This is a genomic window from Haladaptatus sp. DYF46 (assembly GCF_021083305.1).
Taxonomy (GTDB): Archaea; Halobacteriota; Halobacteria; order Halobacteriales; family Haladaptataceae; genus Haladaptatus.
Window position 1 is genome coordinate 199,709 of sequence record NZ_JAJFAY010000005.1, and the last position, 26,157, is coordinate 225,865.

Sequence of the window (26,157 nt, forward strand, 5' to 3'; positions counted from 1 at the left end):
AAACCCGCTTTCTTGCGCTTCACTACTACTACTATCTTACCGTTATAGTAATATATATATATATATATATATGATGACGCGAATAGAGGATTGTCCTCCAAACGAACTCGGTTTTTATAAATTCGTGGTCTATGACTGTTCTATCGCGTGATCTCTTTCTTCGAGGACCTCTTCCGTCCTCCTTCTTCTCCGAACCCTCCCTTCTCTTGGAACGGAATTCATTTGAAATCCGGTGTGGGGGTGTTTTCTCGAGATCGACCATCGTCACCAAATCGTCACCAAACCGTCACCAAATCTTACTAAATCGGCTGCCACCCGTTCGGATCCTTCTGCCGCAATCACGAGTAGACGCTGTCCGAGGGTTTACCTATCGTGTCCTCTAATTCGGTCGTACGAATGGGTCCAAATGAGAAATCGCCACTCACCCCACTTGCGCAAGAAGCGCTTGATGCACTCGCGAGCACGATCCCACCCGGTGGTGAACTCACCTACGAGCAAGCCTACGCCGTTCTGGCTGAAAACGAAGATCTCGAGCGGCCCGCTGCCGAGGATATCATCGAACGACTGTACAACAAGGGCCATGTGTACGAAGTCGAAGGGAAACTTCGGCTCACTGATTACGGCTCTGAATAGCGAAGGCTCCTCGTGACCGCGCACAAAGCGTTTTGTACACGGTGGAGGACGACGCGAACGCACGTATGACGTTCTGGAATGAACAGAATGGCGTTCACTGGTTGTGTTCACTGGTTGTGTTCGCTGATTGCACACAACAGTTGTGCTCACTAGTTGCGTTCAACAGTTGTTCTCTCTAGTTGTGGTCGCCACTGTATTTGGTTCAGTCCGCCACCGTTTACAGATGCCATTCCCACCGACGGACACGTGTTGTCCGGGAGAGAGGGAGAAGGTTCGCTTCGAGGCAACACGGGTGCTCGCGACGATCGGTCAAGGTGGACGATGGAGTAGGCTTGAGACCGAGGTTTTGGATGCTCTATGGATTACGATGCGGACAGAAATTGCCTTCCGATGTGACTCACATTGCAATAAAAGCGTTCATACATTTGGAGTCGAGACACTTTCGTATGTCATCGTCAACCTACGTTGTTGGCCATCAACAGCCGGATACGGATACGATCTGCTCTGCAGTTGCCTACGCGTGGCTGAAGCAGGCACAGGAAGCCGATGTGATTCCGGCGCGGGCCGGTGAGTTAAATCCGGAAACGCGGTTCGTCTTGGATCGCTGGGACGTAGAGAGTCCGTCTCTCATCGACGACGCAACCGGGGAACAGCTCATTCTCGTCGATCACAACGAGTACAGTCAGACGGTTCCCGGCGCGCAAGATGCGAAGATCGTCGAGGTCGTGGATCATCACCGAATCGGCGACGTGAAAACCGGTGATCCGATCTTCTTCCGGACGGAACCGGTCGGGTCCACCGCGACCATCCTGACACGACTGTACGATGATGCAGGCGAGACGATCGATACACAAACTGCCGGACTGCTCCTCAGCGGACTGCTGAGTGATACGGTGGTACTTCGCTCGCCGACGACGACCGACCGGGATCGAGTCGTCGCTGATCGACTGGCGGAGATCGCTGGTGTCGATACCGAGGAGTACGGCAAGGAGCTACTCCAACGAAAGAGCAAGATCGGCGAAAAAAGCCCTCGTGAGATGGTACTGAGCGATTTCAAGGAGTTCGAATTCGGATCCGATCGGGTTGGAATCGGACAGGTAGAAACGGTAGAGCCAGCGGTAGTCCTCGATCAACGTGACGACGTGCTCGCCGCGATGGACGACGTGACCGCAGAGCGAGGGTACACCGCGTTCGTATTGCTCGTTACGGATCTCCTCGAAGAAGACACCACCGCACTGATCGCGGGCAGTGCTGTCGATACCGTAGAAGAAGGCCTCGATACGACGTTTACTGACCGCGAGGCGTTCTTACCGGGGGTTATGTCCCGAAAGAAGCAGGTCGTCCCGCCACTCGAAACCGTCTTCAAGTGATTACACAGACGTCCCTCGAGTACGGCAGTACTTCCTCTCCTAGACGCGCCAGCGTGACCGAAAAATAATGCCCCCGTGTGGGCCGAGCAGAGAGATGCTGCGGGTTGGATGATAGGCGGGTAGCCGATGTGAACGCAGTTCACAGTTACCCTGTCGATCGATGATGTGCCTCTGACGTCACTTCGACAGGGTGGTGGCCGAGTTTCCTCGGGCCACCTCGACCAATGGACGTTCAGGAAAAAGACGTTCTGACCGATCTCTCAAAACCAAACTCCAACGGATATTTCTACGGTGTTAACCGGTGTGAACCGCATAAACCGACCGACGTGGCCATCCAAGCAGTCTCACACTCCCGCCCGTTACGAAGAGTTCGAACACGCAAAGGCGCTGTTTCGCTCACGAGATATCCCTCTCACTGGCACAGTTGATCGGTTCGACGACTCCCAGTCATCCACGGTAAAAGAATGAAGGTGACGAAGTCGTATCGCTGAAAGCGTTATTCTTCGGTCTCGCTGCCGCTTGATTTGCGTTCCTGGTCGGGATGGTCGGAGACGTACACCGTAGTGTTCGCGGGGATATCTTCGGTAATCCAGGAGTTTGCGCCGATGCTGACGTGATCGCCGACGGAGATGGCTCCGAGGACGTTCGTCCCGGCACCGATGACGACGTGATCGCCGATGTCCGGGTGGCGCTTGTACCCTTTCTTGAGTGCGTGGTCGGTGTCCTCCTCTTCTTCGAAGTGGAGGGCGCCGAGGGTGACGTTCTGGTAGAGCCGACACCAATCTCCGATCGTGGCGGTCTCGCCAATGACGACGCCGGTGCCGTGATCGATGAAAAAGTAGTCGCCAATCTCGGCGCCGGGATGGATGTCGATGCCCGTGTCGCTTTTCGCGGCTTCGGTGAGTTCGCGGGCGTACTCCTGCCTGCTCTCCTTGTACAGTTCGTGAGCGACGCGCTGAGCGACGATGGCGTGGAATCCCGGATACGCTCGGATAACCTCGAGGTGGGATTTCGCGGCGGGATCACCTTTATACGCGGCTTCGACATCACGTTTGAGGCGCTCTCTGATCGCGGGCAGCTCGTCGATGACGGCACTGATGCAGTCCCGAGGCTGAGCACGGGGAGCGTACAGTTGGCAGCCTCGCATGAGCTGCTCGCCGAGTTCGGTGAGGGTTTCTTGAACCTCTTCGGGGTCAGTGTGGTCCGCGTAGGCGTTCCAGCAACTCGGGAAGAGGAGTCGATGAAGAAGGGAGAGTTCAGTCCTCGCGTGCGAGGTTTCGGGGGCGGCCCGTGGCTCGTGGACCGGGAAGGGCGGCTCGTCAGCCTCGTAGGCGGCGACTAGACTGTGGTGAGCGTTACCGATGTAGCTGTACTCCATCACTCGTCCCGTAAGGAACTGGTCGGGAAGAATCTATGGGAAAGGAGAACGGATGTCCATGAGTTGAGCGGGTCGACGTGACGATCAATGAGGACGACGCCGGTGTCTCCGTCAGTGATGACGGCTTCCTCCTAACCGTCCCCTTCGTCCAGGCGGACACCATCCGGGAGTCGGGAGAGTACATGAACCATATATCGCCACATATAATATCGGGACTAATAGATTCCCACAGTTTCGGAGGATGGGGCTAGTTTTGGATCGAACTTCCGTTGACTCGTGGTATTTATCACCGATCAAACATCGGTATCGAACATTCTCGGTCAAAACTGTCGGGCACTAGGGGCGGCACTCGCTGATATCCATCTGTTTTCGGAGAGGATCCGTGTTCTATACGACCTTGATCGTGATTCGATTGTCGCTACTCGTCCTCCTCGACGTTCCCGCAGTTTCGACAGCGCTTCATCCCGCCGTGCACGTCGCCGTAGTCGTGTCGAACGCCCGTGATGCACAGCACATCCTGAAACAGTCCCATACCGTGCAGATATCGGGGCGACCAGATAACGGTTTTCCCGCTGAACCGTCACACATCGGCGGTAGCCGGGCGACGGAAACGACGATCGGAACCGAATTCCATCACGGGAGAAACCAGAACCGACATGCCAACTCCCACCAGCATAGTACCCATGTCACAAACGGTTACCGAACTCCGCAACGAAATTCGACAGGCTGTCGGGAGACACGAACGTATCGAATCGACGGCGTTCACGAAAGAGGCCCTCGCAGCACTCTGTACGGCTGTCAACTACGATATCGACCCGAACAATCTACCGTCCAAACCACAAATGCGGGCCGGAATCCTCCTGAAAATCGGCGAACTGGACGACGATAACCCGGAACAAACTTCGAACGCTTTCCGGAAGGCAGAGCTCGAGGCAATTGCAGCTACGCTGCGAGATAACGAGTGAAGCTCCCGATGCATTCGCCGAAGAGGTAGTTGCCCGCCAACAGCGTTCGTCCGCGTCGCTAGCGACCGGGCCGATTGTCCGACGACAGTTGATCTCGCCTCGTGACTTGGCCACCACATTCCGGACACACTCCGTCCGTGGTATCGAAGGTTTCACCACACATCTGACATGAAAATCGCGCATCGCTCTCTGTCCCGAAGAGCTCTTTGAGTTTGCTCATGAAGCTCATTGGTGGTACTGTACACTTTCCATGGTATCGGAAAAGTTTGGGGGACGTGCAGTGACCACCAATCGTTGATGAACGCGTCCAGTGATACCGACACGATCAACATATCCCTGCGAGATTGGTGGGCTAGTGGCTGGGGCAGCTACTTAGTAGTATCTTCACACCAAGGTAGTTAGTGGATGAGCCGTTAGTTTACGTCGAAATGCCTACTGACATCGCTCAATGTCCTGAATGTGGATGGACTGGAAATGCGACGAATTGCGTAACCGATAGCGAGAAACGACAATGCCCCGTCTGCCAACACTCGATTCGGCGCGGTTGAACGTCCCGTCGGTCCCATAGCGGTACCACTACATCGTTCTATCACCCTACACAACGCATCGAACCGCCGGGCTAACGTGAAAAACACCTATTTACCGCCCGGCACGTTCGATGTTTGGTGGTCGAGAGCGGTTTCATGGGAGTTCGTCGTGGACTTCTGAGAAGGGGTTCCGTTCTACCGGGAAGCGGGGGGAATTTCTGTCCCGTATCCCGAACAGAGACGGGATTGTGGGTGTCGCTACCGATTCCAAACTTAACCCTTTGATAACATTAAAGCCACTCCTGTGACTCGAAGGTAGCACACACAGTACTCCATATGGAACGCGATTTTCTCTCTCACCGGAAAGCACAGCTCGACAAGGAGGAGCGCGAACACCTCGAGGATGTCGTCACCGAGATGCGCGGGCGCGTCGAGGACAACGTTCGTTTTCAGCTGACGCAACGAGGACTCGATGACGAACCGAAAGACCGCACCGGGCTGGATACGGATACTGAGAAGCTCGTGGAGGCGATCGAACTCGAAGCTCCCGACGAGGTTTGGTCGGACGCGTTCGAGCAGTACGTCACGGGCGTCGGCTACACGATCGTCAATCGACTGGCAGCGCTCCGGTCCATGGAGGTGCGTGATTTCATCGATGAGGAAGTCACCGTCTTCAAGGAGAACGGACTGACGCCCGCCGCCGAGACGCTCGTTCGGGAGGAGTTCCTCCTCGAGGACGAAGCCATCCTCAAGGCATACCACAACGCGTGTGACGATCTCGCAGAAGAGATCGAGATTCTCTTCGATCGCTCGTCGGTGTACAGCCTGATCGACCCTGACGACGACACCTTCGAGGAACTCTGCAAAACGCTTGACGAGGCCGACGACGAGGTCTGGCGGGCCGATGACGTTCTCGGGTGGGTCTATGAGTACTACAACGTCAAACTCCTCGACGACTTGCGTCGCAAGGGTGACCGTGAGGGACTCGACCCCGGAGACGTGCCGCCGGCGAACCAGTTCTACACGCCCCATTGGGTCGTTCGGATGCTCACTGACAACAGTCTCGGGAAGCTCTATCTCGAACAGACAGGCGAGCTTCGGGACGTCGTCGAGGCTCAGGAGGCGTTCGCTCCCGACGAACGGAAGAATCGACCGCTCTCGCCCGACGAGTCACCCGACATCGCCGACTTCTGTACCTATCTCGTCCCCTCCGAGGAAGAAGGTGAGCCGACCGACTTCGAGCATCCCGAGGAACTCCGTGTCATCGACCCGGCCTGCGGAAGCGGACATTTTCTTCTCTACGCTTTCGACGTGCTGGAACGGATCTGGCGCGCCGAGACGGACCTCGCTTTCGAGAAGATTCCCCGCGAGATCCTGCGACACAACCTCTACGGCGTCGACCTGGATATGCGGGCCTGCCAGCTCGCGGCGTTCAATCTGTATCTGAAGGGTCGGACCCGCGCCGAGGCCGAGGGTGCCGTCGGGTTCGATATGCCCGAAGTCGGTATCGTCTGTGCCGACGCGTCTGTCGCCGAGATCGACGGCGTTGAGGCGGTGTTCGACGAGGTTGCCGGTACGGATGAGGAGGTCGAACGGGCGCTCCGGCGTATCCTCGACGCGTTCGAAGAGGTTCACGGTCTCGGCAGTCTGTTGGACGTGCGCGGGACGCTCGGTGATCTGTTCGAGGACGACAGCGATGTCGAGGGTGTGCAGATCACCCTCGGCGACGACCCGCGGGAGAATTACACCCTCGGGCAAGTTCTGCACAGCCTGCGCGAGGCCGTGGAGGAGCATCGGGAGTCGGATTCGTTCCTCGCACGAGATTTGAGGAGTTTCGTTCGGTTGCTGGATATCCTCGCACAGGAGTACGATGTGACGCTGATGAACCCGCCGTACGGTTCGAAGGGTCGGATGCCGAACGCCGTCCAGGAATACGTGGAAAACAATTACCGATACTATCCGGAGTTCTACGTCAATTTCGTCGAGGTATGCAACAAACTCTGCGCTACGAACGGGAGAATCGGTATGCTCGTACCGCGCTCGTTCATGTTCAAACGGAGTTTCGAGGATTTTAGAAGGGATTTCCAAGGTCACATCGCGTCTTTCGATTTCCTCTCCGAGTTCGGTCTAGGAATATTGGACAATGCTACGGTGCGGACCGTGGGAACGGTTCTGCGTTCCGGTTCGAGTACGCAAGACACGGGGACGTTCATCCGATTGGAAGATCCGGATGCCGGCTCGAAAGAAGGTGTGTTCATCGACGAGGTGTTGGGGAACGTTTCGAGAGGGGTCGAGCGGCTCTATCGTGTCGAACTCTCGGAGTTCGGTCGCCTGCCAAAGTCGCCGATGAGCTACTGGACGACGGAAGAAACGAGAGCGTTGTTCGACGACTCCCCCTTCGTCGATGCGGCTGTCGCAAATATCGAGGGGGAGTCGGTCTCGGACGTCAAAACCGGTCTGCAAACCGGCGATAATCCGAGATTCGTTCGGAATCATTGGGAAATATCGTTCGACGAGCCCTTTTATCCGTTCGCGAAGGGAGGGACGGACGCTTGGACGCTTCCGAAGACCGTACAAACGATCTGGTGGGAAGGGAACGGGAAGGAAGTGAAGCGAATCACTTCGTCTCGGCCACAGAATACCGACTACTATTTTCGGGAAGGTCTCACATGGACGTATATAAAGGAAACGGGACGGCGATTCGGTTACTTCCCCGCAGGTGGGATCTTCGACCAGAAAGGACCGATGGTGTTCCCGGACGGACACTCCGCATGGGCTATGCAGAACGTTCTCAATTCACAACTCTATCACGGGTTGTTTCTCTCGTTGACCCCGGATCGAGAGTGGAATCCCGGCGACGTCGGCCGCATCCCGTACGATCCGTCCATCGTACCTGCCGAAGAGCTAGAAGAGAAAGCGAAAGCTCAGTATGAGTTATTCACCTCACAACGGCAGGGAGATCCGACTAGCCCCTATTTCGTCGGTCCACATATTCTCCCGGACGAACCGTCCGAATCGTACGTCTACGATCAACACCCACACATAGCGCAGGCACCGACGGACGGAGATACGTTCGAAAATGAATCGATACTGACCGATACGACCATCTCTCAAGCAGCGAAGATCGCCAACGATCGTATCACTTCCAGGGAGGACGATATCAAAAAGACCGCAGAAGCGACTGATACGCTGGTCTACGACTCATTGAACATCTCCGAGGCGACGAGAAAAGCTATCGATCATGAGATCGATCTTCGCGGGTCTGGCCCCGTAGCCGACCTGTTTGAAACGCAAGACGTTCGTTCCTACTGTCGAGATCTCGTCCATTACTTCGCGATGGAAGCGGTTCGCGACGAACCGGACGGAATCGTTCCCCTCCACGGTGCCGGCGACCATGCCGATCTGTTCGATCGTATCGTCGAACGGTTCGGCGACACCTACGGCGAGTACGCCGAAAACAGACTGGTCGAAGTCGACGGCTTGCTCGGCGCAAAGTCCGCCGCCGAGGAGGCGTACCCCAACCTCCGGATATTCATCGAGGACGACTTGTTCGAGTATCATGTCGAGCGGATGGAAAACACGCCGATCCTCTGGAAGCTCACTACCGAACGCCTCATTGCCAATTCGGACGGCGAAGGCTTCGCGTGTTTCGTCGATTACCATCGCCTCGATTCGGGACTGTTCGACCGGATCGCCAATCGGTACATCGTACCGCGGAAGGCCGAACTGCGGGAACGCCGCAGCGCCGCGAACCGCCGTCGGAGTGACGATTCGCTCTCGACGAGCGAGCGGGCCGAGGCTACGGAACTGTACGAACGCTGTGCAAGCGGGCTCAATCGGATCGACGTCTTCGAGGACGTGATGCAGGAACTGAGCAGCACCGACGAGCGGGACTTCACCGACGAGGACCGTCAGCACGTCGAAGAATTGGCTCCGAAGGTCGCCTCCTTCCGCGAGGAACTACGCGAGCGGGTGGACGTGCTGGCCGAACTACGCGAGCGCAACGGCGAAGCGTGGTTCCAGGATACCTTCTCGGACAACTTCTGGAACACGGTTGACGAGTGGTGCGAGGAGTGGGTCGACGCCCTCGACGAACTCGAACTGGCCTGCGAGCAGTATGCAAACCCGGTCGACGAACCCGTCGAAGCGCACCTGGCCGATCTGTTCGACTATTTCAACTGGCGGCTCAAAGGCTCGGATCATTACTCCAGTACGGGTATCCTGTTTATGACCTACTACTTCGAGCGCGAGGGTGCCGACTTGGTGGACGAGGACGGCCAGCCGTTCGACAATCTGACCGAGGACGAGCGCCTGCTCGCCTCGCTCGCGATGGGCCTCGACGATTCCTCGATCGTCGATGTGGGGTATCTGGAGTCGATGACGGACGATGACGAGAGTGTCGATGATCTCCCGCCGCTGGCGGAGTTCAAGGCGCTAGCCGAAGAGATACAGGACCGTTGCCAAGATGTCGACGAACGACTCCCCTCCAACTGGGCCGACCGGGCGCTATCGGAGATCACGACTGCCGGCTATCTCTCGAATCACAAGCACGGCGTCGCGATCAATATCACACCGCTTTCCGAGGCGAAGATCGTACCGAAAACCGTCGACGAACGGGTGCTATAACCGCGCCCGCGACGATCACCTTCGGGAGTCGCGGAACATCGAACGATACGGACAGCGTGTACGGCAATTCGACGGTCCATTCCACGGGAGAGAGACCGTATAGCGTCGTGCTGTCGCTATTTCCTCCCCACGCGGTGCTCGCCTTGAACTACCCGAAATGCGACCGCGGGAACAAATTTTATGGAGAGCGCGACTGACCGCCCACCCGGAGGTAACTGCAAATGACAGAGTGCCAAGTCTGTGATTCGATGGTTGACAGCGACGTTCCCGCCGTCGATGTGGAGTACGAAGGCGACACGTACTACTTCGAGTCCGCGAAGTGCAAGGAACTGTTCGAAGAGAACCCGGACGAGTACCGCTGACGTTCAGTACGGTAGTTCACCGCTCTCATTTTCCGAGGTTCGGGCGATCCGCGGTTCCTGACGGTGAGACGAGATCGCTGAAAAAAAGGCCGTGTAGTCGCTACGGTTCCATCAGGACTTTGGTGAAGCCTTCCTCGCGGTTGTCGAACCGTTCGTACATCTCCGGGGCTTCGTCGAGGTCAACGCGGTGGGAAATGACGAAACTCGGGTCGGCGCGTCCTTCGATTATCATGTCCCGAAGTTGGCGGTTGTACCGTTTCACGTCACACTGTCCGGTACCCAACCGCTGGCCCTTCTCGAAGAGTTTTCCGAAGTCGATGCCGAGGCGGCCTTCGGCGGCCATCTCGTCGGGCGCTCCCGGGTCTTCCGGGACGTAGAGGCCGACGACCCCGATTTGGCCGGTGGCTCGCACGGTCCGGATGAGGTTGTTGATGACGATCGCCGGGTTTTCGCGCGCCGGGTCGTAATCCTCTTCGGCCTCCTTTTCGGGGTCGACCGCCTGATAGCCGACCGCATCGACGCCCTTGTCGGTCCCGCCGCCGGTCATCTCCACGATCCGTTCGACGGCGTCTTCCTCCTCGAAGTTTACCGTTTTGGCGTCACAGTGTTCCTCGGCGAGTTCGAGTCTGTCCTCCACGCGGTCGACGACGTAAATCTCCGACGCTCCTTGCAGTTTCGCGCTGTAGGCGGCCATCAACCCGACCGGTCCCGCACCGTAGATGACGATGGATTCGCCGGGCTGGAGGTCGGCGAGCCGGGTGCCGTGCCATCCCGTCGGGAAGATGTCCGCGAGCAGCGCAAACGAATCCTCGTGTTCGTCCCCGTCCGGGAGTTTGAGCGCGTTGAAATCCGCGTACGGGACCCGAAGTTTCTCGGCTTGTCCCCCTCGGTACGGCCCCATTTGAACGTATCCGTACGCGCCGCCGTCGAATCCGGGGTTGACGTTCTGGCAGAATCCGGTGTAGCCGTTCTCGCAGTTCTCGCAGAAGCCACACGCGACGTTGAACGGCATGACGACCCGATCACCTTCGGTGAGCGTGTCGACCCCGTCTCCGACTTCCTCGACGATTCCCATGTTCTCGTGGCCGAAGACCATCCCGGGATCGGCTCCGGTTCGGCCCTCGTACATGTGGAGGTCCGAACCGCAAATCGCCGTCGTCGTGATATCGACGATGACGTCGTTCGGGTGTTCTATCTGCGGTTCATCCACGTCTTCGACGTCCACTTCGTGCTCTCCCTGAAAGACGACAGCTCTCATTGACATGTGTTATTCCTCCGAGTGGACTTTCTGTGCCGGAATATCAATAGTCGTTATTGCCAGATTAGTTTCGTTTTCTGACAATCTATGTCACGATACTGACCATTGTTTATTCGGTATAAACGTGGGCGTGTCTTCACGAAGTCCGTTCCGTCCGGACAGGTCAGGGTTCCGTGTCGTCTCGATTGGAAGCGGTCAACATCGCGGCACAACTCCCCGAAGAGGCTGGCCGTCACCTCTCGAAGGTCGATACCGTTTCGAGTTTCGAGCGGTCCGTGCCGTCGGCTCACTTCCAGTCGTTTTTGCGGAAGTACGCAGCCAACCGCGTGAAATCCACGTCGTTGTCCTCCCGAAGCGTTTCGATATCGGCTTCGTAGCCGTGTTCGTTGAACCACTCGAACATCGTGGCGGATTCGTCACCCATCCGCTCCCGCACGTCCTCTATTGAGAGGTGGCGTGCTTCGACGTCACGGTCAAGTATGTCGGAGGCGGTAGCCGCGGCGCTTTCGAGGGTGTGTTCGTCGCCCGCGAGTTCGAACGTTTCCCCTCGATATTCGTCGGGGTTCTCGAAAATTCGCGCCACGAAGGCACCGATGTCATCGACGTCGATCATCTGTAGTTCGACCCCCTCGTCGAGCGCGAGCGCCATCGTTCCGTTCTCGACGGCGTCGCGCTGTCCCTCGAAGTTCTGCATGAAGAAGACGGGGCGGACGACGGTGGCCGGGAGGTCGAGGTCACGGATTCGCTCTTCGACCTCGTACTTCGAGTCGAAGTGGGGAATGTCGGTGTCGCGCTCGGCCCCGCCGACCGAACTGAAGACGAAATGGTCGACACCGACGTCTGCGGCCACTTCCGCGAGGTTCGTGCCTTGAGCCACTTCGCCGTCGTAGCCCGCTTCGTAGTAGTTGGTCACGCCGTACACCACGTCCACTCCCTCCACTATCGGACGGAACGTTCCCTTCTCGTTTAGATCACCCTCCTCTATCGTGACGCCCCGCTCGACCAACTGACGGGCGGCGTCGCTTTCCGGGTGTCGTGTCAATCCGTGAACGTCGAACTCGACGTCGGAATCGAGGAGGGCATCCACGACGGCGCCTCCCTGTGTTCCCGTCGCACCGACAACGAGGATACTGGTCGGAGTCTCTAGGGACATGGTGGTACATCGGCAACCACGAGTTACTTAGTTGTGAGCCACAGGAGTTTTCGGTGTCAAACCGGCCCCTCTCCGCCCGTCGTCCCCGCTAGAAATCCTACGAAGGCGATGAACCGACACGAACGGGGAGGATTCGTCGATACTGCTGTGGCTAGCAGTATCGACAGTCGAATGGGATTTAAACGAGAGCATGTGTCACTCGTTTGTACCGGACACGGATTCATCCTCGCTCGAAGCGATCGAATCGACGCTTCGAAGCGACGCGTTCATCGGTTCGGACGGTGAGTCCGGCACGGCCGAGTACGAACAGGACGCAGGGAACCGAGCTGTCGTTCTCCCGACCCGATTCGTTCGACGTGTAAAACGATAGACGACCCTCTCGATGCACGAAGTCACCGATCAACGGATGGTGTCCGGAATCCGGTCGATAACGTCGGTGGCGACGAGTCCGTTGCCGTGGTCGATAGTCGCCAGTTCGCCAGCTTTCCCGACGAGCCACGCGCCGAGTTCCGCGGCGTCTTCACGCGACAGTCCTTGGCTCAGCAGCGAGGCGACGATTCCCGCCAACGTATCACCAGTCCCGGCGGCCGCCAGTGCCGGAGTGCCGGTTTCGTTGGTCGTTCGCTCCCCTTCGGCGACGATAGTGTCTTCGTCGCCAGTCGCGACGACGACGGCACCCGTCGATTCGGAGAACTCCTCGAGCGATCCATGTTCGTCGACTATCGATTCCATTTCGGATTCATCGGGTGTGAACACCGCGTTCGAGAGGTCGTTCCCCAGCGCCGGTTCGATGGCGACGGCGTCGACGACCATCGGACCATCCACCTCCGTAAGCGTCTCACACACTGCGGACCCGTCCGAGCGAGTGAGACCCGGCCCCACGACGAGTGCATCGGCCCACTGGCCCAGTTCGATGGCTTGGTCGACCGCCGCTTCGGTAAACCCCTCGCCGGGATACTGGCCGACGAGCAGGTTCGGCGAATGGCTCGCCACGATGGGATAGATTTTCTCCGGCGTGAAGGCGCGGACGTGATCCGAGCCGGTTCGAAGGGCGGCCAACCCGGTGAGAACTGGCTGACCGGTAAACTCGACGCTACCGGCGATGACACCGACGGTACCGCCCTGCGCATCGGCTTCCTCGGAGCGATCCGGAAGCGTCTCGAGAAGTCGACTCATGGTGACTCGCGATTCACGGATGAGACGATTAGCACTATTGCCTGCTCTTTCAAGGCCGTTCTGAACACGGCGTGAAGACGGTTTCGCGCGACTGCTCGGCTTCCCGCCGACCGTTCCCCGCTCCTGATGGTTCTTCGGACACCCCACCGGCAACATCAATCCCAACCGTACTGTTGGGAGAAGCAATCGAAACAGAAGGCGTCGTCTCCGGAGACGAAAAAATCCTCTCGGATACGATTACAGATGCTACATCGTCGCTGGACGCTCGGTTCTCGGCCGCTTTGGTCGCTCGTGTTCATGACACCCGTTGTCGACGTGGCGATCAATAAACGTTGCCTCGACGTATCGAATCATCGCTCTACCACCGACCGAGGATCGAATCTCGACCGGTAGGGCGGTGCCCATCGGCCACGACGTTTTTGCGGATGAATAGCCGCCACTTCTCGGGAAAACGTTGATTAACTTGCCTCACCCGTTCCGTTCCGAGGGGGAAACACGGGAGGATACACCGCCGACGGTGGACGTTCGGATCGCACGGTGTTGCAACGCCCGGCGTGGAGGCGAGGCTCAACTCGTTCTGTGAGTCGGTGTGCTTCGTGGTCGAGACTTCGATTTTCCCCGGTGGATCCCGCCGGTGATAGTCAAGAGCGTCTTCTTCGAGGCCCATGGTTTCCATACAGTCCCCATATTTGCATAAGCGAACGGGTTGCCAAAGCAATGGAGTGGTACACATCGCCGGCAATCAACGCGTCGGAATCCGATCGGCTCGATCGGACAATCAAACGTCCACGATAGAGGATAACTCACCACACGACACGCATACACCTCGCGAGTAACTAGAGTCACACAGCATGACAGAGGAAGGGTGTGTAGAGTGGCGGTGCATACGATGTCGGGAACCGTTCGATGCACCGGATGAACAGACGGCGAGGTGCCCCTACTGTGGAACCGTGTTGAAGATTCCCGACGAAGCGTGGGAATACTACCGATCGGACGAAAACGAAGAATAGGGCGGGTTCACAGCGATCCCTGAAGGGTACGTGCACGGTTTGGATCGATTCGTGCGTATCGAGACCAATTCGAGAATCACCGTCATCGGTCATGATTTTACGTACCGTGTCGGGTGAGTGCTCTCGACGGAGGTTTTGTCCTCATACCAATTAACCAGGGAGAATGTTCATCCGTGGAGGGGGTAGCTAATTCGTATAAGTACAACTGGCGAGAGTCACGGGAAGTTACCAACTCGGGTCAAATCAAGCGCCCTAAGCACTCTCTACCACGATGTGAAACGGAGGACTCATCAAAGCTAGCCCAGTCGAATCGGCAGACAAAACGGGATCGAGTTCGTGTTATGAACTGTGTACGAGGCTCTACCGGTCGGGTTACGTGCAACCAACAATAAGTGGTGGCCCCAGACGCACTGTCGTTCGGGGTCGGAGTTCAAACGAACTGGAACAAGCTTGGGGAGTATATGTCGAACCTATCGTCGTGAGCGATCTTCGGTTCGGCGAGGATGAGTCATCTATTTAATAATATCGAATCACCGGAGACGTCCGGATCGACCCCTGTTCAACACGGAGGACGATGCCCGCGCGGCCGCCGCCAGCGTGACGTTCGAACCCCGCGGACCGCGTGGCACACTCACCCGCCGGGGCAACGACTCGTTATCACGGGCGGTTGCGGACTCGTCCAGCGCGAAGACGGTCCGATCGAGCGACACCGTGCTGATCGGGAAGACCGAGGATGACTACGTGGCCAGACCCCGAGGTGGTTCACCATCTTCGAGGATGCTCGGACTGGTCGATCCGACCATATTTTCAATCGTTCGGCCAAAATTATTTCCCGTCTTCGTGTCCTAGATTGTAATCGAGTGCTGGGCGCTCGGCTTTGACCGGTACGACGGTCGATATCATATCGTAGGACACCGAGATGCCTTGCACTCTTCAGAAAGAGAGCGGGCGAACTGATAACTCTCCACGCCTCTCTTTGTGAACTCCCCGTTCGTCAGTTCGGTGTATCCCATCGAGAACGGGAACAGGTTTCTCCATTACACCATCACAACGAACAGCATGGCGTTACCGTCATTCCATGGCGTATTACGACACCCGAGGCGATCAGGATTGCTGCTTCCATTTGGACCGATCCACCCCCTTCAAGGACTTCTCCATCCCTTTCCGGCTTTTCCTGTCGGCAGCATGTCAAGAGGCCGAGTACCGCGATAAAAACAAGTTCGACCCCGTCCTCTCGCTGGTTCAATCCCCGTACGGATGGTTCACGGCACTCAGTGCCTCTTCGGCGACTTCGAGAGCGTGGTCTATTTCTCCGTCCGTATGCGAGTCCGTCGTGAAGAAGCGCTCCCCTTGACTGGGTGTCCCGAAGACGACGCCGCGACCCGCCGCTTCTAGCCACCAGTCGGCAAATCGCTCCTCGTTCGCGTGCCACGTATCCCGGTAGGAGTGGATATCGTGATCGGTCATATAGATCTGTCCCATCGAACCGATGTGTTGAACGTTCGCCGCCACTCCCACAACGTCCGCAACCTCCTGTGAACCGACGAACAACTTGTCGCCGAGTCGTTCGATGTGGTCGTACACGTCCCCGGATTCGAGTAGTTCGGGCGCTTTCAGCCCTGCCGCGGCGGACGTCGGATGGCCGTTGTACGTTCCGCCGTGGAAAACCGATGAGTCCCACGTTTGCTCCTCGTCACCCTCGGGTGGGACGATTTCCTCCATGATGTCGCGTCTGCCGCCGAATCCCGCCATTTGATAGCCTCCACCGGCGACTTTGGCGAAGGTAGTCATGTCCGGCGTAACCCCAAATCGACCCTGTGCACTGTGTGGCCCGAGTCGGAACCCAGTCATCACCTCGTCCCAGATAAGGACGACGTCCAGTTCCGCGGTCAATTCGCGGAGTAACTCGTGATAGCCGTCACGCGGGAGGAGACAGCCACAAGAGAACATTACAGGCTCGATTATGACTGCCGCGAGGGTGTCGGCGTGTTCGCGTAAGATCGACTCGGTCGCCTCCTTGTCGTTGAACGGGAACGCGACGACGGTGTCCCTAACTGCGTCCGGAATCCCCGTGCCGTACGGAACCGTGTTTGTCCGACGCTCCCGCCGGAGGACGACAACGATGCCGTCGTTCGGTTGTTTATTCACTCGATGACTGCTCCATTCGCTCGTCGTCGCGCTCGCTTACATCGCCATTCGGACCCGCTGTCACTCGTTTGACGAGCATGGGAAGGGTCGAAACTCCGGCGCCGATCGCCGCTCCGGTGACTTTTCCCTTCGTTCCGAACCGTTTGCCGACCTCGTATCCCGTTCTTGCGTGCTGAACACCGTCTAAATACCGCTCGATGTCACCCATTTCACTGAACGGTCGCGGTGGTTCGTTGGGGTCGAACGCCTCACGGGTGCTGGTGTACGTACCGTACACCGTACCGATCCCACCTCCAAGAACCGCACCGTACGGGCCGGCGATGTACCCGCGTTGCGCTCCTTGGAACGCGCTCTTGGCTGCGTAGCGGTGGTCAACAGCGTCGATGAACTCTCGAATTTCGATCGCAACCGTGGCCGCCGATCGGTTCGTTGTTGCCGCAATCGCCGACGGGTCCGACAGCGTTTCGGAACCCCGATCGTTCAGTCGTTCCCGAACGGTATCGACCGCTTCTCTCGCCGACGTGGCGGCGCGCGCTAACTCGTCGTATGCAGTCGTCCCGCTTCCGACCGTCTTTCGCGCGGTGGTTTCTCCCGTGGTACGCCCCACATGCGACACCGTTTCCGTCCGCTCCTTTGCGTCCTCGGCGACCTCGCGTATACGGTTCCGGAGTCGAAGTTCCATACGTATCGATGGCGATTCCACGACCTTGGCCATTCGCGTTGCACATGTAAGGAAGAGACGTGTTTTGTCCCCTCGGTAATCGGTGGGAGATGGAAAAGACGTCTTATTGGCCTGCTGTCGCTCGATACTCTTCGATGTTCTCATTGCTCCATACGGCATGGAGCGCTCGGCCGGACGGCGACCTCTCCGGCCAATGGAGTCAGAACGAAATGGTGAACTCTCATTGGCGGACAGAGATGCTCTAGTCGACAAACGATGAGAACGCTATGGAGTCCTCATTGATATCGATGTGAAGTCCCTGCGCATCGCTTTCACCATCGGACCATTCGTACCTGTTCTCTGGACCGTTTTCTACGCTCAGAGAGACTTCGACTTGAGAGCCACTAACAACTTCCTCGTTTTCTTCGGTCTCACCGACGCCGATAGTAACCGTTTCGTCAAGCAACTGCGTGCCATTGGACAGTCGTGTAACGTGAATACTGATTGTTGTTATATCTGATGTTTCATTCGCAATAGCGATGTCCGTCGTCCCTCCAGAGTTCACGCCTAAACACCCGGATAATCCGAGTAGCGCGAGCGGGAAACCGCCGATAAACTTCCGTCTCCTCCGTTCCATTATCCATGTATTCATCTTTACTGATAAGTATTTTCCGAACACCCATCAAAGACAGTGAACCTACCTGCGACGAAAATTAGCCCCGGGCGTCAGCCCCGAGACCGTTGCGTTTTGCCATTATCGCCGCCGTATCCTTCAGCCCTCCTGAAGTATCAGAATATCATCAATGGTCACGAGCTTCGTCGTCCGACCACCTGTCCTCGGCCTTGACCGGAGCGACGGCGCGGGCCAATTGTTCATCGGTATAGTCACGATTCTCCAGCTTCATACTCCGAAGACGCCATCGACGACTGAGTTCGGGTTCCTCGTCAGGACCGACCCGCGCTCCATGCGTCCGGAAGAAGGCACCACCGCGGCCACGCCTCTTTCCTTCGTACGTGTGCTGGTCGAACGCGACATCGTACTTCCCATCTATTTCGAGATCGTCCGCCGGGTGATCAAAGCGGGGTTCTCGTCCCTCCTCATACGCGGCGGCTCGTTCGTCCGATAGTTCACTAAAATAATCGTCCGCGTGCGCGGATTCGCGCGAAGAGATCGCCCTGGCCGCCGCTAGCGCGGCGTGTACCGCACACAGTCGCCCCCGCCAGGAACCTTCCGACCAGCGCTCACGCGCCAATTCCTCGTAACGGTCTATCGTGAGCGCCGCTTCGTGACCGGCCCGTAGGTCCTCGACTACGTACAGGTTGATTCGATCCCAAAAATTCCACGCGTAGCCGGACCGCACAAGCTCCCAGGCAGCCCACGCGGCGGTCTCCTCGTCGGAACGTCTGACCGCCTTTTGAAGCAAGCTGGAAACGGTGTATCGGTTCGCCCCGGACATGGTTTCGTTCTCGCCGCACTCATCGCCGAAATCGTTCGTTGTCGCTCCCTCCCCGTCGTCGGTCTCGTTCGTCGCTTCGTCGTCGGTTCGCAACTCCCCGTCCGATCCGAACGTGGCCTGTCTCTTCTCGTCCATACGGAGGTCTCAAGTCTGCGGGATAAAATAGGTGGGCAACTCAAGCGTCGACGACCGGACGAGGCTCGCCAAAAGACGCGGCAAGGAGTTCGTCCTCCTCCGCGAGGTCGGACGGGCCTCCTTCGAACTGTGTCCGACCTTGTGTGAGGATATGAACGTAATCAGCGATACGAAGAGCGGAGCGGATGTTCTGCTCGATGAGAATCACCTGTGCACCGTCGTCGGCCACCGTCCGAACGATATCGAACACGTCCTCGACGAGCGCCGGGGAGAGCCCAGCGCTGGGTTCATCGAGCAGATATATCGACGGTTCCGGAACCATCGCCCGTCCCATACTCAGCGACATTTGCTGCCCACCATCCTGCGGAACCTGAACCACGCCACGTCGATATTTTTCGACGATGGATTCGTCCGTGATGTCATCTCCATCGACTGTGATTTTCCCTGACTAAACTGGTAGCTTCCCGCTCAGGGCTTTCATCGATGTGGACTTTCCACTTCGGTTAGGACCGAACACACATGTCACACCGTCTCGGCTTGCAATCGAGACGTCGTGGACGATCTCTGTCGTACCGTATCCGGTCGAAACATCCGTCGCAACGAGTCTCCCGGCCGTCCTCGTCGTGTCGCTCATAGTAGTGACCCCCTCCGCTTCGTCCTCCGTCCCGAGGTATGCTTCCTGTACCTATTCATTCCTCGCAACGTCATCGAACGATCCGAGCGCGATACTCCGTCCTCGGTCGAACACGGTTACAGCGTCGCTTATCGACCGAACGACGTTCGTGTCGTGTTCGATGATGACGACGGGCGTCCCGTCCTTTCGCATCTCGTCGATTCGGTCCAAAATCCGGTCGGCCAGCGCCGGATTGACACCTGCAGTCTGTCCATCAAGAAGGATATATTTCGGGTCAAGTATCGGTCTGTAGTTAGATTCGAGGAGCTTCTGTTGTCCCCCGCTGCGGTCGCTAGCTTCGTTGTCGGAGACGTGGTCGATTTCGAGGAACTCCAACACCTCCTCGGCGTGTCGTCGCTTCGTCGCCGTGACTCGGAGTCCCTTCGAGTAGACGGCGAGAAGGGTTTCCGTGACCGAGCGATCCTCGAACGGAGTCGTCAATTGAAACGTCCGAACGAGTCCCAGTTTCGAATCGATCCTGTCGGTGGCGAGGACTCCCCCGAAGGACGTCGTCAACCCATGGTATTCGATTAGCTACCCGCTCATTGAAATATACTTGTGCGGTAGACCGTAATATACGTTACTGTTTATCGGACTCCGTACTATTCACCCGATACCATTCCCGCCAAAGTAACGCAGGTTGCGAAGGTGGTCAGCATCAAGGCGACCTATCATGATATGTAACGTCGTTTCTGGCCCCTTTCGGCGAATCTCGGCTCTCCAACAGGGATGTCCGAACATCAACCCGGTCCTCTAAACGGCTGAAATCGTCGTCCAACGCTCCGTGGCCATTACAAGACTAAATCTGTAATCCATCCTGGTTCTATTCTCAACTATCGGGGTTCAAATCGAGAACGAAGCGGAGACCCTCGAAGAACTGGGACTCGCGTTCGTACGCGCCGGTATCCGTCCACGACGCGTGCGAACGGCTTCCGTTTATCCCCCTCGACTCGCTCGAAGCGATCGACGCAGCCACACTCGATACCAAGTACCAACGCTTCTCCACTATCTAACCGAACCTCCGTTCGCAGTCGATCCGCATTCCGGTTTCTATTCCCCCTCCGATCCGATTTGGTCCGTTGGTGTGACAGTAGTACTCCCGATCGGACGGGCCATAACAAACGTACGCTTGTTATGGAGGGGGAAGTTCACCATAACAAGCGTGCGTCTGTTACGGGTGCTCCGACCATACCGTCTCGGAGAGTCGCACGTGCGATCGCCATTCAGTGATTGAACTAATAGATGACGTATTGTATACTCCATATCGGCTGAATAAGCGGTCAAAAATAGAGAAAGGAAACAAATAATCGGAACGTTTGGACACTTTGTGGTATTATTCTCCCAGTTCTCCGGATTTTTGCTCGAGTGAGTTTATACTATCCGTGAATGCTGCTAACACGCACCGGAAGATCGTCCCCTTCTTCGGATTTCCGCGTTCCGCTCGTCCGTTTCCGTGGGTGACCGGTCCATTCCGATCCGATATCTCTCGGGTCAAAAACGCACAGAATCGACGTATACCGCCTCTATCGGGTGTTTTTTGCGCTCCTCGACGTGTAGTCCACCGTATTTCATTCGCGTCGATTTGTAGTCCTTATCGGGTTGTCATTATCTCATTATGAGAGTTCAACTGAAATCATCCTGGAGCATTGATAACAAATATTTCACTGAAATTTCTGGTAGAAACTCGGCTCTGAAATTTTCAACTATGGGTAAAATATATGCTAAAATAGTTCATACCTAGTCGTATGAACCCGAACACCGAAACCGAATCGGATTCCCGCGTCAAAGCCGTGGAGACTTCGTTCGAAGTAATAGACTCCCTAAAAAAACTCGCGGGCGGAAAGGTCACCGATATCGCTGACGAGACTGGTTTGTCGAAGGGGGGCGTCTATAAGCACCTCTCCACACTGATGGCACACGACTTCGTGGTCAAGAACGGGAGCGAGTACCACCTCGGATTTCGTTTCCTCGACTACGGGGGCTGGCTACGGTCCCACTATATCGGCTCGCCAATCATCAGGCCCCAGATTCAGGAACTGGCCGAAGTGACGAACGAGGTGGCCATGTTCGCCATACGGGAACACGCTCGTATCATCACCCTGTTTCGAGAGAACGGCAACCAAGGGGTATCCACGCGAACCCGTTTGGGACGACGGATGTACCCCAACCAGACTGCCGGTGGAAAAGCTATCCTCTCCCAGTTGCCGGAAGAAGAGGTCCGCGCCATCGTCGATAGCACGGGTCTCCCGGGGGAAACGCGGAACACGATCACGACGGAGGCCGAACTGATGGAGGAACTCGAAACCGTTCGTGAACGCGGATACGCCTTTAACGTGGAGGAGAGTACGAAGGGACTGGTCGCCGTCGCCGTCCCACTCGTTCCGGAAGACACAGTCATCGGCGCGTGTTCGGTTGCGGGTCCACGGCACCGGATGCCGAGAAATCGGTTGGATGACGAAATCGTTGGAATGCTGCTGAGCGTTGTGAACGAACTGGAACTGAACATCAATCACTCACAAGAATCGGCCGATATGTTCGGATACAGATGATCGAATCGGTGTGCAAGGAATCCCACTATACGGAGTGTGTGATGTGGAGCTCTAACTCGTTGGTCGCTGCCAGCACGTATTCGGAACAGGTTTCGATCAACCGTTCCCCCTTGAGGCGATGTGCGGGCCCAGAAATGCTCAGAGCTCCGATTACGGTATCCGATCTGTCTAAAATGGGCGCGCCCACGGCATTGACGCCTTCCGTTGATTCCTGTCTGTTGAACGCGTACCCCTTCTCACTGACTTCCGCGAGCGCTTCGTCCAGCTCTTCTCTCGTGGAAATGTCGCTCTTTGCACCGCCAGCGAGGCCATGTCTGTTGACGATTTCGTCGACCCTACTCTCGGGGAGGTTTGCGAGGATGGACTTTCCCGCTGCACTCACGTGAAGCGGTCCTCTCCGTCCGATATGTGCTCCCGTCTGCACCGCACTTTCCCCCACCTCCGTATACAGATAGACCCGTTTCCCGTTCTCTTCGACTATGAACTGCGCGCGTTCCCCGGTGTCCGCAGCGAGCTGATCCACTTTCTCCTTGATCATCGGAAACGCCGTGACTTGCTGTTGAGCATACCCGCCCAAGGTCAAGAAACGGAGTCCGATGCGGTACTCCTCGTCCGACTTGACGATGTAACCGTATTCCCGTAACGAGACCAAATGACGGTGGATGGTGCTTTCAGACAATCCTAAATGTTCGGATAACCGTGGGATCGTGGCCCCGTTTAGCGCCTGGATGCTATCCACTATATCAAGGGAGGTCTCGGTTGTCTTCGATCTGGTTTTGATTTCGTTTCCCATACTACTGTGGTACACGGTATCAATTATAAATCCCACATAATCGGATTATCTTGCGGGTTGGTTGACGTCGAGTTTCGCTAGCTCCGCCGTATCGTTCGGATTCGGCCGTTCGGGGCGAGAAACGGACGTCGATCGACACTAGCGCAAGCGTGCGATTCCGCCCTTGGCTACGGACCCAGACCTATTAATTAGGATAGTTCGATACGGTCCGTCGGTACTCCTACGGACGAACCAGGATTTTAATCTCCTCGCTCTCACCGTCGAGTAACCGCTCGAACCCGTCTCGAACGATGTTTTCCAGCTCTATTTCCGACGTCACGAGCGGTGTCGGATCGAACGCGCCCGTCGCGAAGTTCTTCATGGTCGTGCCAAACTCCCGACCGGAAAGCGGGCCACCCCGGTACGCCGCCGTTCCGACGACGGTCGTCTCGGGCATCACGATGTCGTTGGGGTCGATGTCGATCGTCTCTTCGAAAATACTGACGATGGTCGTCGTACCACCGGATTTGACGGCGGCGAGCGATTGGTTGACCGACGGTTCGACACCGGCTACCTCGAACGAAACGTCGGCACCGCCGTCGGTGTGTTTGCGAATCGTTTCGACTGGATTCGTGTCGGTGGGGTCGATGACCTCATCAGCGCCGCACTCCTTTGCGAGAGACCGCCTGTTCGCTTTCGGTTCGGAGACGAACACGGGATTCGCACCGGCGGCGACGGCCGCTTGAACGACCGTCAGTCCGATCGGGCCGCTTCCGAACACCGCTACCGAATCTCCGGCTCCGAGCCCGGACCGTTGGACGGCATGGACCCCGACGGTGAACGGTTCGACGAGCGCAGCGAGATGTGCCGGGATGCCGTCGGGAACTGGAACGATCTTTTCGGCCGAAACGACGATGTTCTCCGCGAAACCACCGCCACCGCCCGAAAGCCCGATGAATCCGCCGGACTCGCAGAGACGGTATTCGCCTTCGTCACAGTACCGACACTCCCCACACCAGATGATCGGGTTCACCACGGCGTGGGTTCCGACATCGATATCGACGCTTTCCCCGACTTCGGTGACGGTTCCACCCATTTCATGTCCGATCGTGATCGGGAGTCGTTCTCCCGTCACGGGATGAGGTTCGTCAGGTATCGTGATTGGACCGCCGACGTACTCGCCGAGATCCGATCCGCAAATCCCACAGGCGGCGATTTCCACGCGGACATCGTTCGAACCGACGGTGTCCGGTTCTACCTCCTCGACGCGAACGTCTTCGGGTCCGTAGTAACGTGCTGCACGCATACTGGTACCCATTTCTCTCTCCGCAATAAAGATGGTGTATCCTGACAAGTCGAGTCAACGTCCGGAGTACGAAAATGGAACGACGACCGGTTAGTTGGTTTCCAGGTGTGGGAGCATCTCGTTGATGCGCTCGACGTCGACTTCGAGCCAATCCGGCACTTTCAGTTCCTCACCGTACTCCTCGGGGTCCTGGTCGATGTCGAAGCCGGGCCCGTCCGTGGCGTACTCGAAGACGGCTCCGCCGGGCTCGGTGATGTACCGTGAGTGGAAGTAGTCCCTGTCTTTCGTGGAGGTCGTGATGTATCCGTTCTCACGGAGAATATCGCTGACCTCGTCCTGTTCCCAGTCGTTCTTGACGCGGTAGGCAACGTGTAGGTACGTCCCGATGCCCATCACGCCCTGCGGTGCGTTCGGGCGGATCAGGACGTCGACCGTGGTCGCACACGGTGCGTCACCGGGTGCTTCGTAGCGCATGCGGTCCCCCGCCTGCGGGTGCGTCCCTTCTCCGACGCGGTCCCATCCCATCGTTTCGAGGACGTCCATCGTTCCCGCCGGGTCGTTCGAGTGCAGGGTCGTGTTGAACATTCCGCGGATGGCGTACTCCTCCGGGACGTCGCTGCCGTCCGTATATGGTTCGATGTCCGATTCGCCCGTCACCAGTTCGAACGGGAGTCCGTCCGGGTCGGTGAATCCGATTGCCGTCTCGTCGAACCGCTCCTCGACGGTGTAGTTCACGTCGTTTTCGTCGAACCGACCCGTCCAGTAGTCGACCGACCCCTCCGGAATAGTCAGTCCGACGGAACTCATCATTCCCTTGCCGACCATTCCCTTTTCCATCGGCATGTTGGTCATCGGGAAGTAGGTAACGATCGTACCGGGAGTTCCCGCCTCGTCTCCGTAGTAGAGGTGGTAAATCTTCTCGGGTACGTCGAATCGAACCGTGCGCTTGACGAATCGCATTCCGAGAACGTTCGTGAAGAAATCGTAGTTCTCTTGCGGGTCATCACAGAACGCTGTCACATGGTGAATGCCTGTTATCTCTGGCATGGTATGGTACAACAGAACGTATAGACGGAAACACTATAATACTTTGTGTAAAGGATGAGTATCGTTTCGAGAGGGCGATCGTCGGCCGTTTCCGGAGCGAAGCACACTTACTCCCGGGAACGGCGTATATTTCCCTTTGAATGTGTGAAAATTCACCACGAATAGTATTTATACCTACAACTTCTGCCAGTTATCCCGTGTACACTCCGTCGGGGTCGAGGTCGTGACGAATCAACTCGATCTCTTTCTCGGTCGGTGGTGGCGTCTCGGTCACTTCGTCCCCGATACGAAGGTCCCATCCGGTTGCCGCTTGGACCGCCCCTTCCGTCACACCCGGGTGTATCGAGTTGAGGTACATCTCACCGTCGTCGTCGAATCGCATGACTCCCATATCGGTGATGACGGCGTCTGGGCCTCCTCGTAGCCCCAGTTCCTTCCTGTTCTCGCGACCGCCGACGTAGCCGGGACTCGTAACGAAGTCGACTTCCTCCGGGAACCGCCGTTCGACGTGTGGCGTGATGATGATCGTCCGGCGGGTATTGCTGGCGATTTCACAGGCTCCGCCGCTTCCCGGGAGTCGAACTATCGGGTCTTCGTAGTCGCCGATGACCGTCGAATTGATGTTACCGAACCGGTCTATTTGCGCACCACCGAGGAATCCGACGTCGATGCGTCCGGCCTGCAGATAGTACCCGAAGCCGTGCACCATCGGTACGATACTCTTGGCGTTCGAAGCGAGTACCGGGTCGCCGATGGAGAGCGGTAATTTCGATGGATTCGAGTCGATCGTCCCCGATTCGTAAATCATCTCCAAATCAGGTGCGTGGGTTCGTTTGGCCAGATTGCAGGCGAGATTGGGAATACCGACCCCGACGAGCGTGGTATCGTCATTTTGGAGTTCCTGTGATGCACGAGATATCATCAGTTCCGTATCCGTGTAGTCCGTCATCG

At 57.1% G+C, this 26,157-nt stretch carries 24 protein-coding genes; 7 read left to right on the top strand and 17 right to left on the bottom strand.

All coding sequences use genetic code 11. The features are described from left to right. The first annotated feature begins 396 nt into the window (after positions 1-396). Positions 397-633 (top strand): hypothetical protein, encoded by a 237-nt coding sequence (locus tag LJF34_RS21170; protein ID WP_231187573.1) that lies wholly within the window; start codon positions 397-399, stop codon positions 631-633. Between the two features lie 446 nt (positions 634-1,079). Then, a complete protein-coding gene (locus tag LJF34_RS21175; protein WP_231187575.1) occupies positions 1,080-2,003 on the top strand; it encodes a manganese-dependent inorganic pyrophosphatase in 924 nt (307 codons plus the stop codon). Positions 2,004-2,499: 496 nt separating this feature from the next. On the opposite strand, the gene epsC is transcribed toward LJF34_RS21175, so the two are convergent. Next, the gene (gene epsC, locus LJF34_RS21180) at positions 2,500-3,381 is read right to left on the bottom strand and encodes a serine O-acetyltransferase EpsC (RefSeq protein ID WP_231187577.1); all 882 of its coding nucleotides are present in this window, start codon (positions 3,379-3,381) and stop codon (positions 2,500-2,502) included. Positions 3,382-4,064: 683 nt separating this feature from the next. On the opposite strand from epsC, the gene LJF34_RS21185 reads away from it, so the two are divergent. From LJF34_RS21185 to LJF34_RS21195, 3 genes are all read left to right on the top strand, one after another. Next, complete coding sequence (locus LJF34_RS21185; protein WP_231187579.1) at positions 4,065-4,346, top strand: hypothetical protein; 282 nt, start codon at positions 4,065-4,067, stop codon at positions 4,344-4,346. An 863-nt stretch (positions 4,347-5,209) separates the two neighbouring features. Then, the gene (gene pglX / locus LJF34_RS21190; RefSeq protein WP_231187581.1) at positions 5,210-9,499 is read left to right on the top strand and encodes a BREX-5 system adenine-specific DNA-methyltransferase PglX; all 4,290 of its coding nucleotides are present in this window, start codon (positions 5,210-5,212) and stop codon (positions 9,497-9,499) included. A 221-nt stretch (positions 9,500-9,720) separates the two neighbouring features. After that, positions 9,721-9,861 carry a YHS domain-containing protein gene (locus LJF34_RS21195; protein ID WP_231187583.1) on the top strand — a complete coding sequence of 47 codons (141 nt, stop codon included), beginning with the start codon at positions 9,721-9,723 and terminating at the stop codon, positions 9,859-9,861. 100 nt (positions 9,862-9,961) lie between these two features. Here LJF34_RS21195 and LJF34_RS21200 read toward each other — a convergent pair whose 3' ends face one another. After that, positions 9,962-11,119: a glutathione-independent formaldehyde dehydrogenase gene (locus tag LJF34_RS21200; protein WP_231187818.1), complete on the bottom strand. Its 1,158-nt coding sequence runs from the start codon at positions 11,117-11,119 to the stop codon at positions 9,962-9,964. Positions 11,120-11,405: 286 nt separating this feature from the next. Further along, positions 11,406-12,272 carry an NmrA/HSCARG family protein gene (locus tag LJF34_RS21205; RefSeq protein ID WP_231187584.1) on the bottom strand — a complete coding sequence of 289 codons (867 nt, stop codon included), beginning with the start codon at positions 12,270-12,272 and terminating at the stop codon, positions 11,406-11,408. Between the two features lie 190 nt (positions 12,273-12,462). On the opposite strand from LJF34_RS21205, the gene LJF34_RS21210 reads away from it, so the two are divergent. Further along, positions 12,463-12,642, top strand: a complete 180-nt coding sequence (locus LJF34_RS21210) for a hypothetical protein (protein ID WP_231187586.1) — start codon at positions 12,463-12,465, stop codon at positions 12,640-12,642. 29 nt (positions 12,643-12,671) lie between these two features. On the opposite strand, the gene LJF34_RS21215 is transcribed toward LJF34_RS21210, so the two are convergent. The 10 genes from LJF34_RS21215 to LJF34_RS21260 form a co-directional block, all read right to left on the bottom strand. Then, positions 12,672-13,448 carry an NAD(P)H-hydrate dehydratase gene (locus LJF34_RS21215; protein WP_231187588.1) on the bottom strand — a complete coding sequence of 259 codons (777 nt, stop codon included), beginning with the start codon at positions 13,446-13,448 and terminating at the stop codon, positions 12,672-12,674. A gap of 155 nt (positions 13,449-13,603) precedes the next feature. Then, the gene (locus LJF34_RS21220) at positions 13,604-13,747 is read right to left on the bottom strand and encodes a hypothetical protein (protein ID WP_231187590.1); all 144 of its coding nucleotides are present in this window, start codon (positions 13,745-13,747) and stop codon (positions 13,604-13,606) included. A gap of 1,241 nt (positions 13,748-14,988) precedes the next feature. Beyond that, complete coding sequence (locus LJF34_RS21225) at positions 14,989-15,168, bottom strand: hypothetical protein (protein ID WP_231187592.1); 180 nt, start codon at positions 15,166-15,168, stop codon at positions 14,989-14,991. 532 nt (positions 15,169-15,700) lie between these two features. Beyond that, positions 15,701-16,606 carry an aminotransferase class III-fold pyridoxal phosphate-dependent enzyme gene (locus tag LJF34_RS21230; protein ID WP_231187594.1) on the bottom strand — a complete coding sequence of 302 codons (906 nt, stop codon included), beginning with the start codon at positions 16,604-16,606 and terminating at the stop codon, positions 15,701-15,703. Beyond that, the gene (locus LJF34_RS21235) at positions 16,599-17,288 is read right to left on the bottom strand and encodes a hypothetical protein (protein WP_231187596.1); all 690 of its coding nucleotides are present in this window, start codon (positions 17,286-17,288) and stop codon (positions 16,599-16,601) included. The genes LJF34_RS21230 and LJF34_RS21235 overlap by 8 nt, the downstream gene beginning before the upstream one ends. Positions 17,289-17,529: 241 nt before the next feature. Further along, positions 17,530-17,904 carry a hypothetical protein gene (locus LJF34_RS21240; protein ID WP_231187598.1) on the bottom strand — a complete coding sequence of 125 codons (375 nt, stop codon included), beginning with the start codon at positions 17,902-17,904 and terminating at the stop codon, positions 17,530-17,532. A gap of 163 nt (positions 17,905-18,067) precedes the next feature. Then, entirely contained in the window at positions 18,068-18,859 is a 792-nt protein-coding gene (locus LJF34_RS21245) for a hypothetical protein (protein ID WP_231187600.1), read from the bottom strand. Between the two features lie 40 nt (positions 18,860-18,899). After that, the gene (locus tag LJF34_RS21250; protein ID WP_231187602.1) at positions 18,900-19,205 is read right to left on the bottom strand and encodes a hypothetical protein; all 306 of its coding nucleotides are present in this window, start codon (positions 19,203-19,205) and stop codon (positions 18,900-18,902) included. 339 nt (positions 19,206-19,544) lie between these two features. Beyond that, positions 19,545-19,973, bottom strand: a complete 429-nt coding sequence (locus LJF34_RS21255) for a hypothetical protein (RefSeq protein ID WP_231187604.1) — start codon at positions 19,971-19,973, stop codon at positions 19,545-19,547. Between the two features lie 388 nt (positions 19,974-20,361). Further along, the gene (locus LJF34_RS21260; protein ID WP_231187606.1) at positions 20,362-20,508 is read right to left on the bottom strand and encodes a hypothetical protein; all 147 of its coding nucleotides are present in this window, start codon (positions 20,506-20,508) and stop codon (positions 20,362-20,364) included. Positions 20,509-21,277: 769 nt separating this feature from the next. Here LJF34_RS21260 and LJF34_RS21265 point away from each other — a divergent pair. After that, entirely contained in the window at positions 21,278-22,081 is an 804-nt protein-coding gene (locus tag LJF34_RS21265; RefSeq protein WP_231187608.1) for an IclR family transcriptional regulator, read from the top strand. A 25-nt stretch (positions 22,082-22,106) separates the two neighbouring features. On the opposite strand, the gene LJF34_RS21270 is transcribed toward LJF34_RS21265, so the two are convergent. The 4 genes from LJF34_RS21270 to LJF34_RS21285 form a co-directional block, all read right to left on the bottom strand. Beyond that, the gene (locus tag LJF34_RS21270) at positions 22,107-22,874 is read right to left on the bottom strand and encodes an IclR family transcriptional regulator (RefSeq protein ID WP_231187609.1); all 768 of its coding nucleotides are present in this window, start codon (positions 22,872-22,874) and stop codon (positions 22,107-22,109) included. Between the two features lie 220 nt (positions 22,875-23,094). Beyond that, entirely contained in the window at positions 23,095-24,159 is a 1,065-nt protein-coding gene (locus LJF34_RS21275) for a 2,3-butanediol dehydrogenase (RefSeq protein ID WP_231187611.1), read from the bottom strand. Between the two features lie 90 nt (positions 24,160-24,249). Beyond that, a complete protein-coding gene (locus LJF34_RS21280; RefSeq protein ID WP_231187613.1) occupies positions 24,250-25,206 on the bottom strand; it encodes a VOC family protein in 957 nt (318 codons plus the stop codon). Between the two features lie 190 nt (positions 25,207-25,396). Beyond that, entirely contained in the window at positions 25,397-26,155 is a 759-nt protein-coding gene (locus tag LJF34_RS21285; RefSeq protein WP_231187615.1) for a CoA-transferase, read from the bottom strand. Positions 26,156-26,157: the final 2 nt, after the last annotated feature.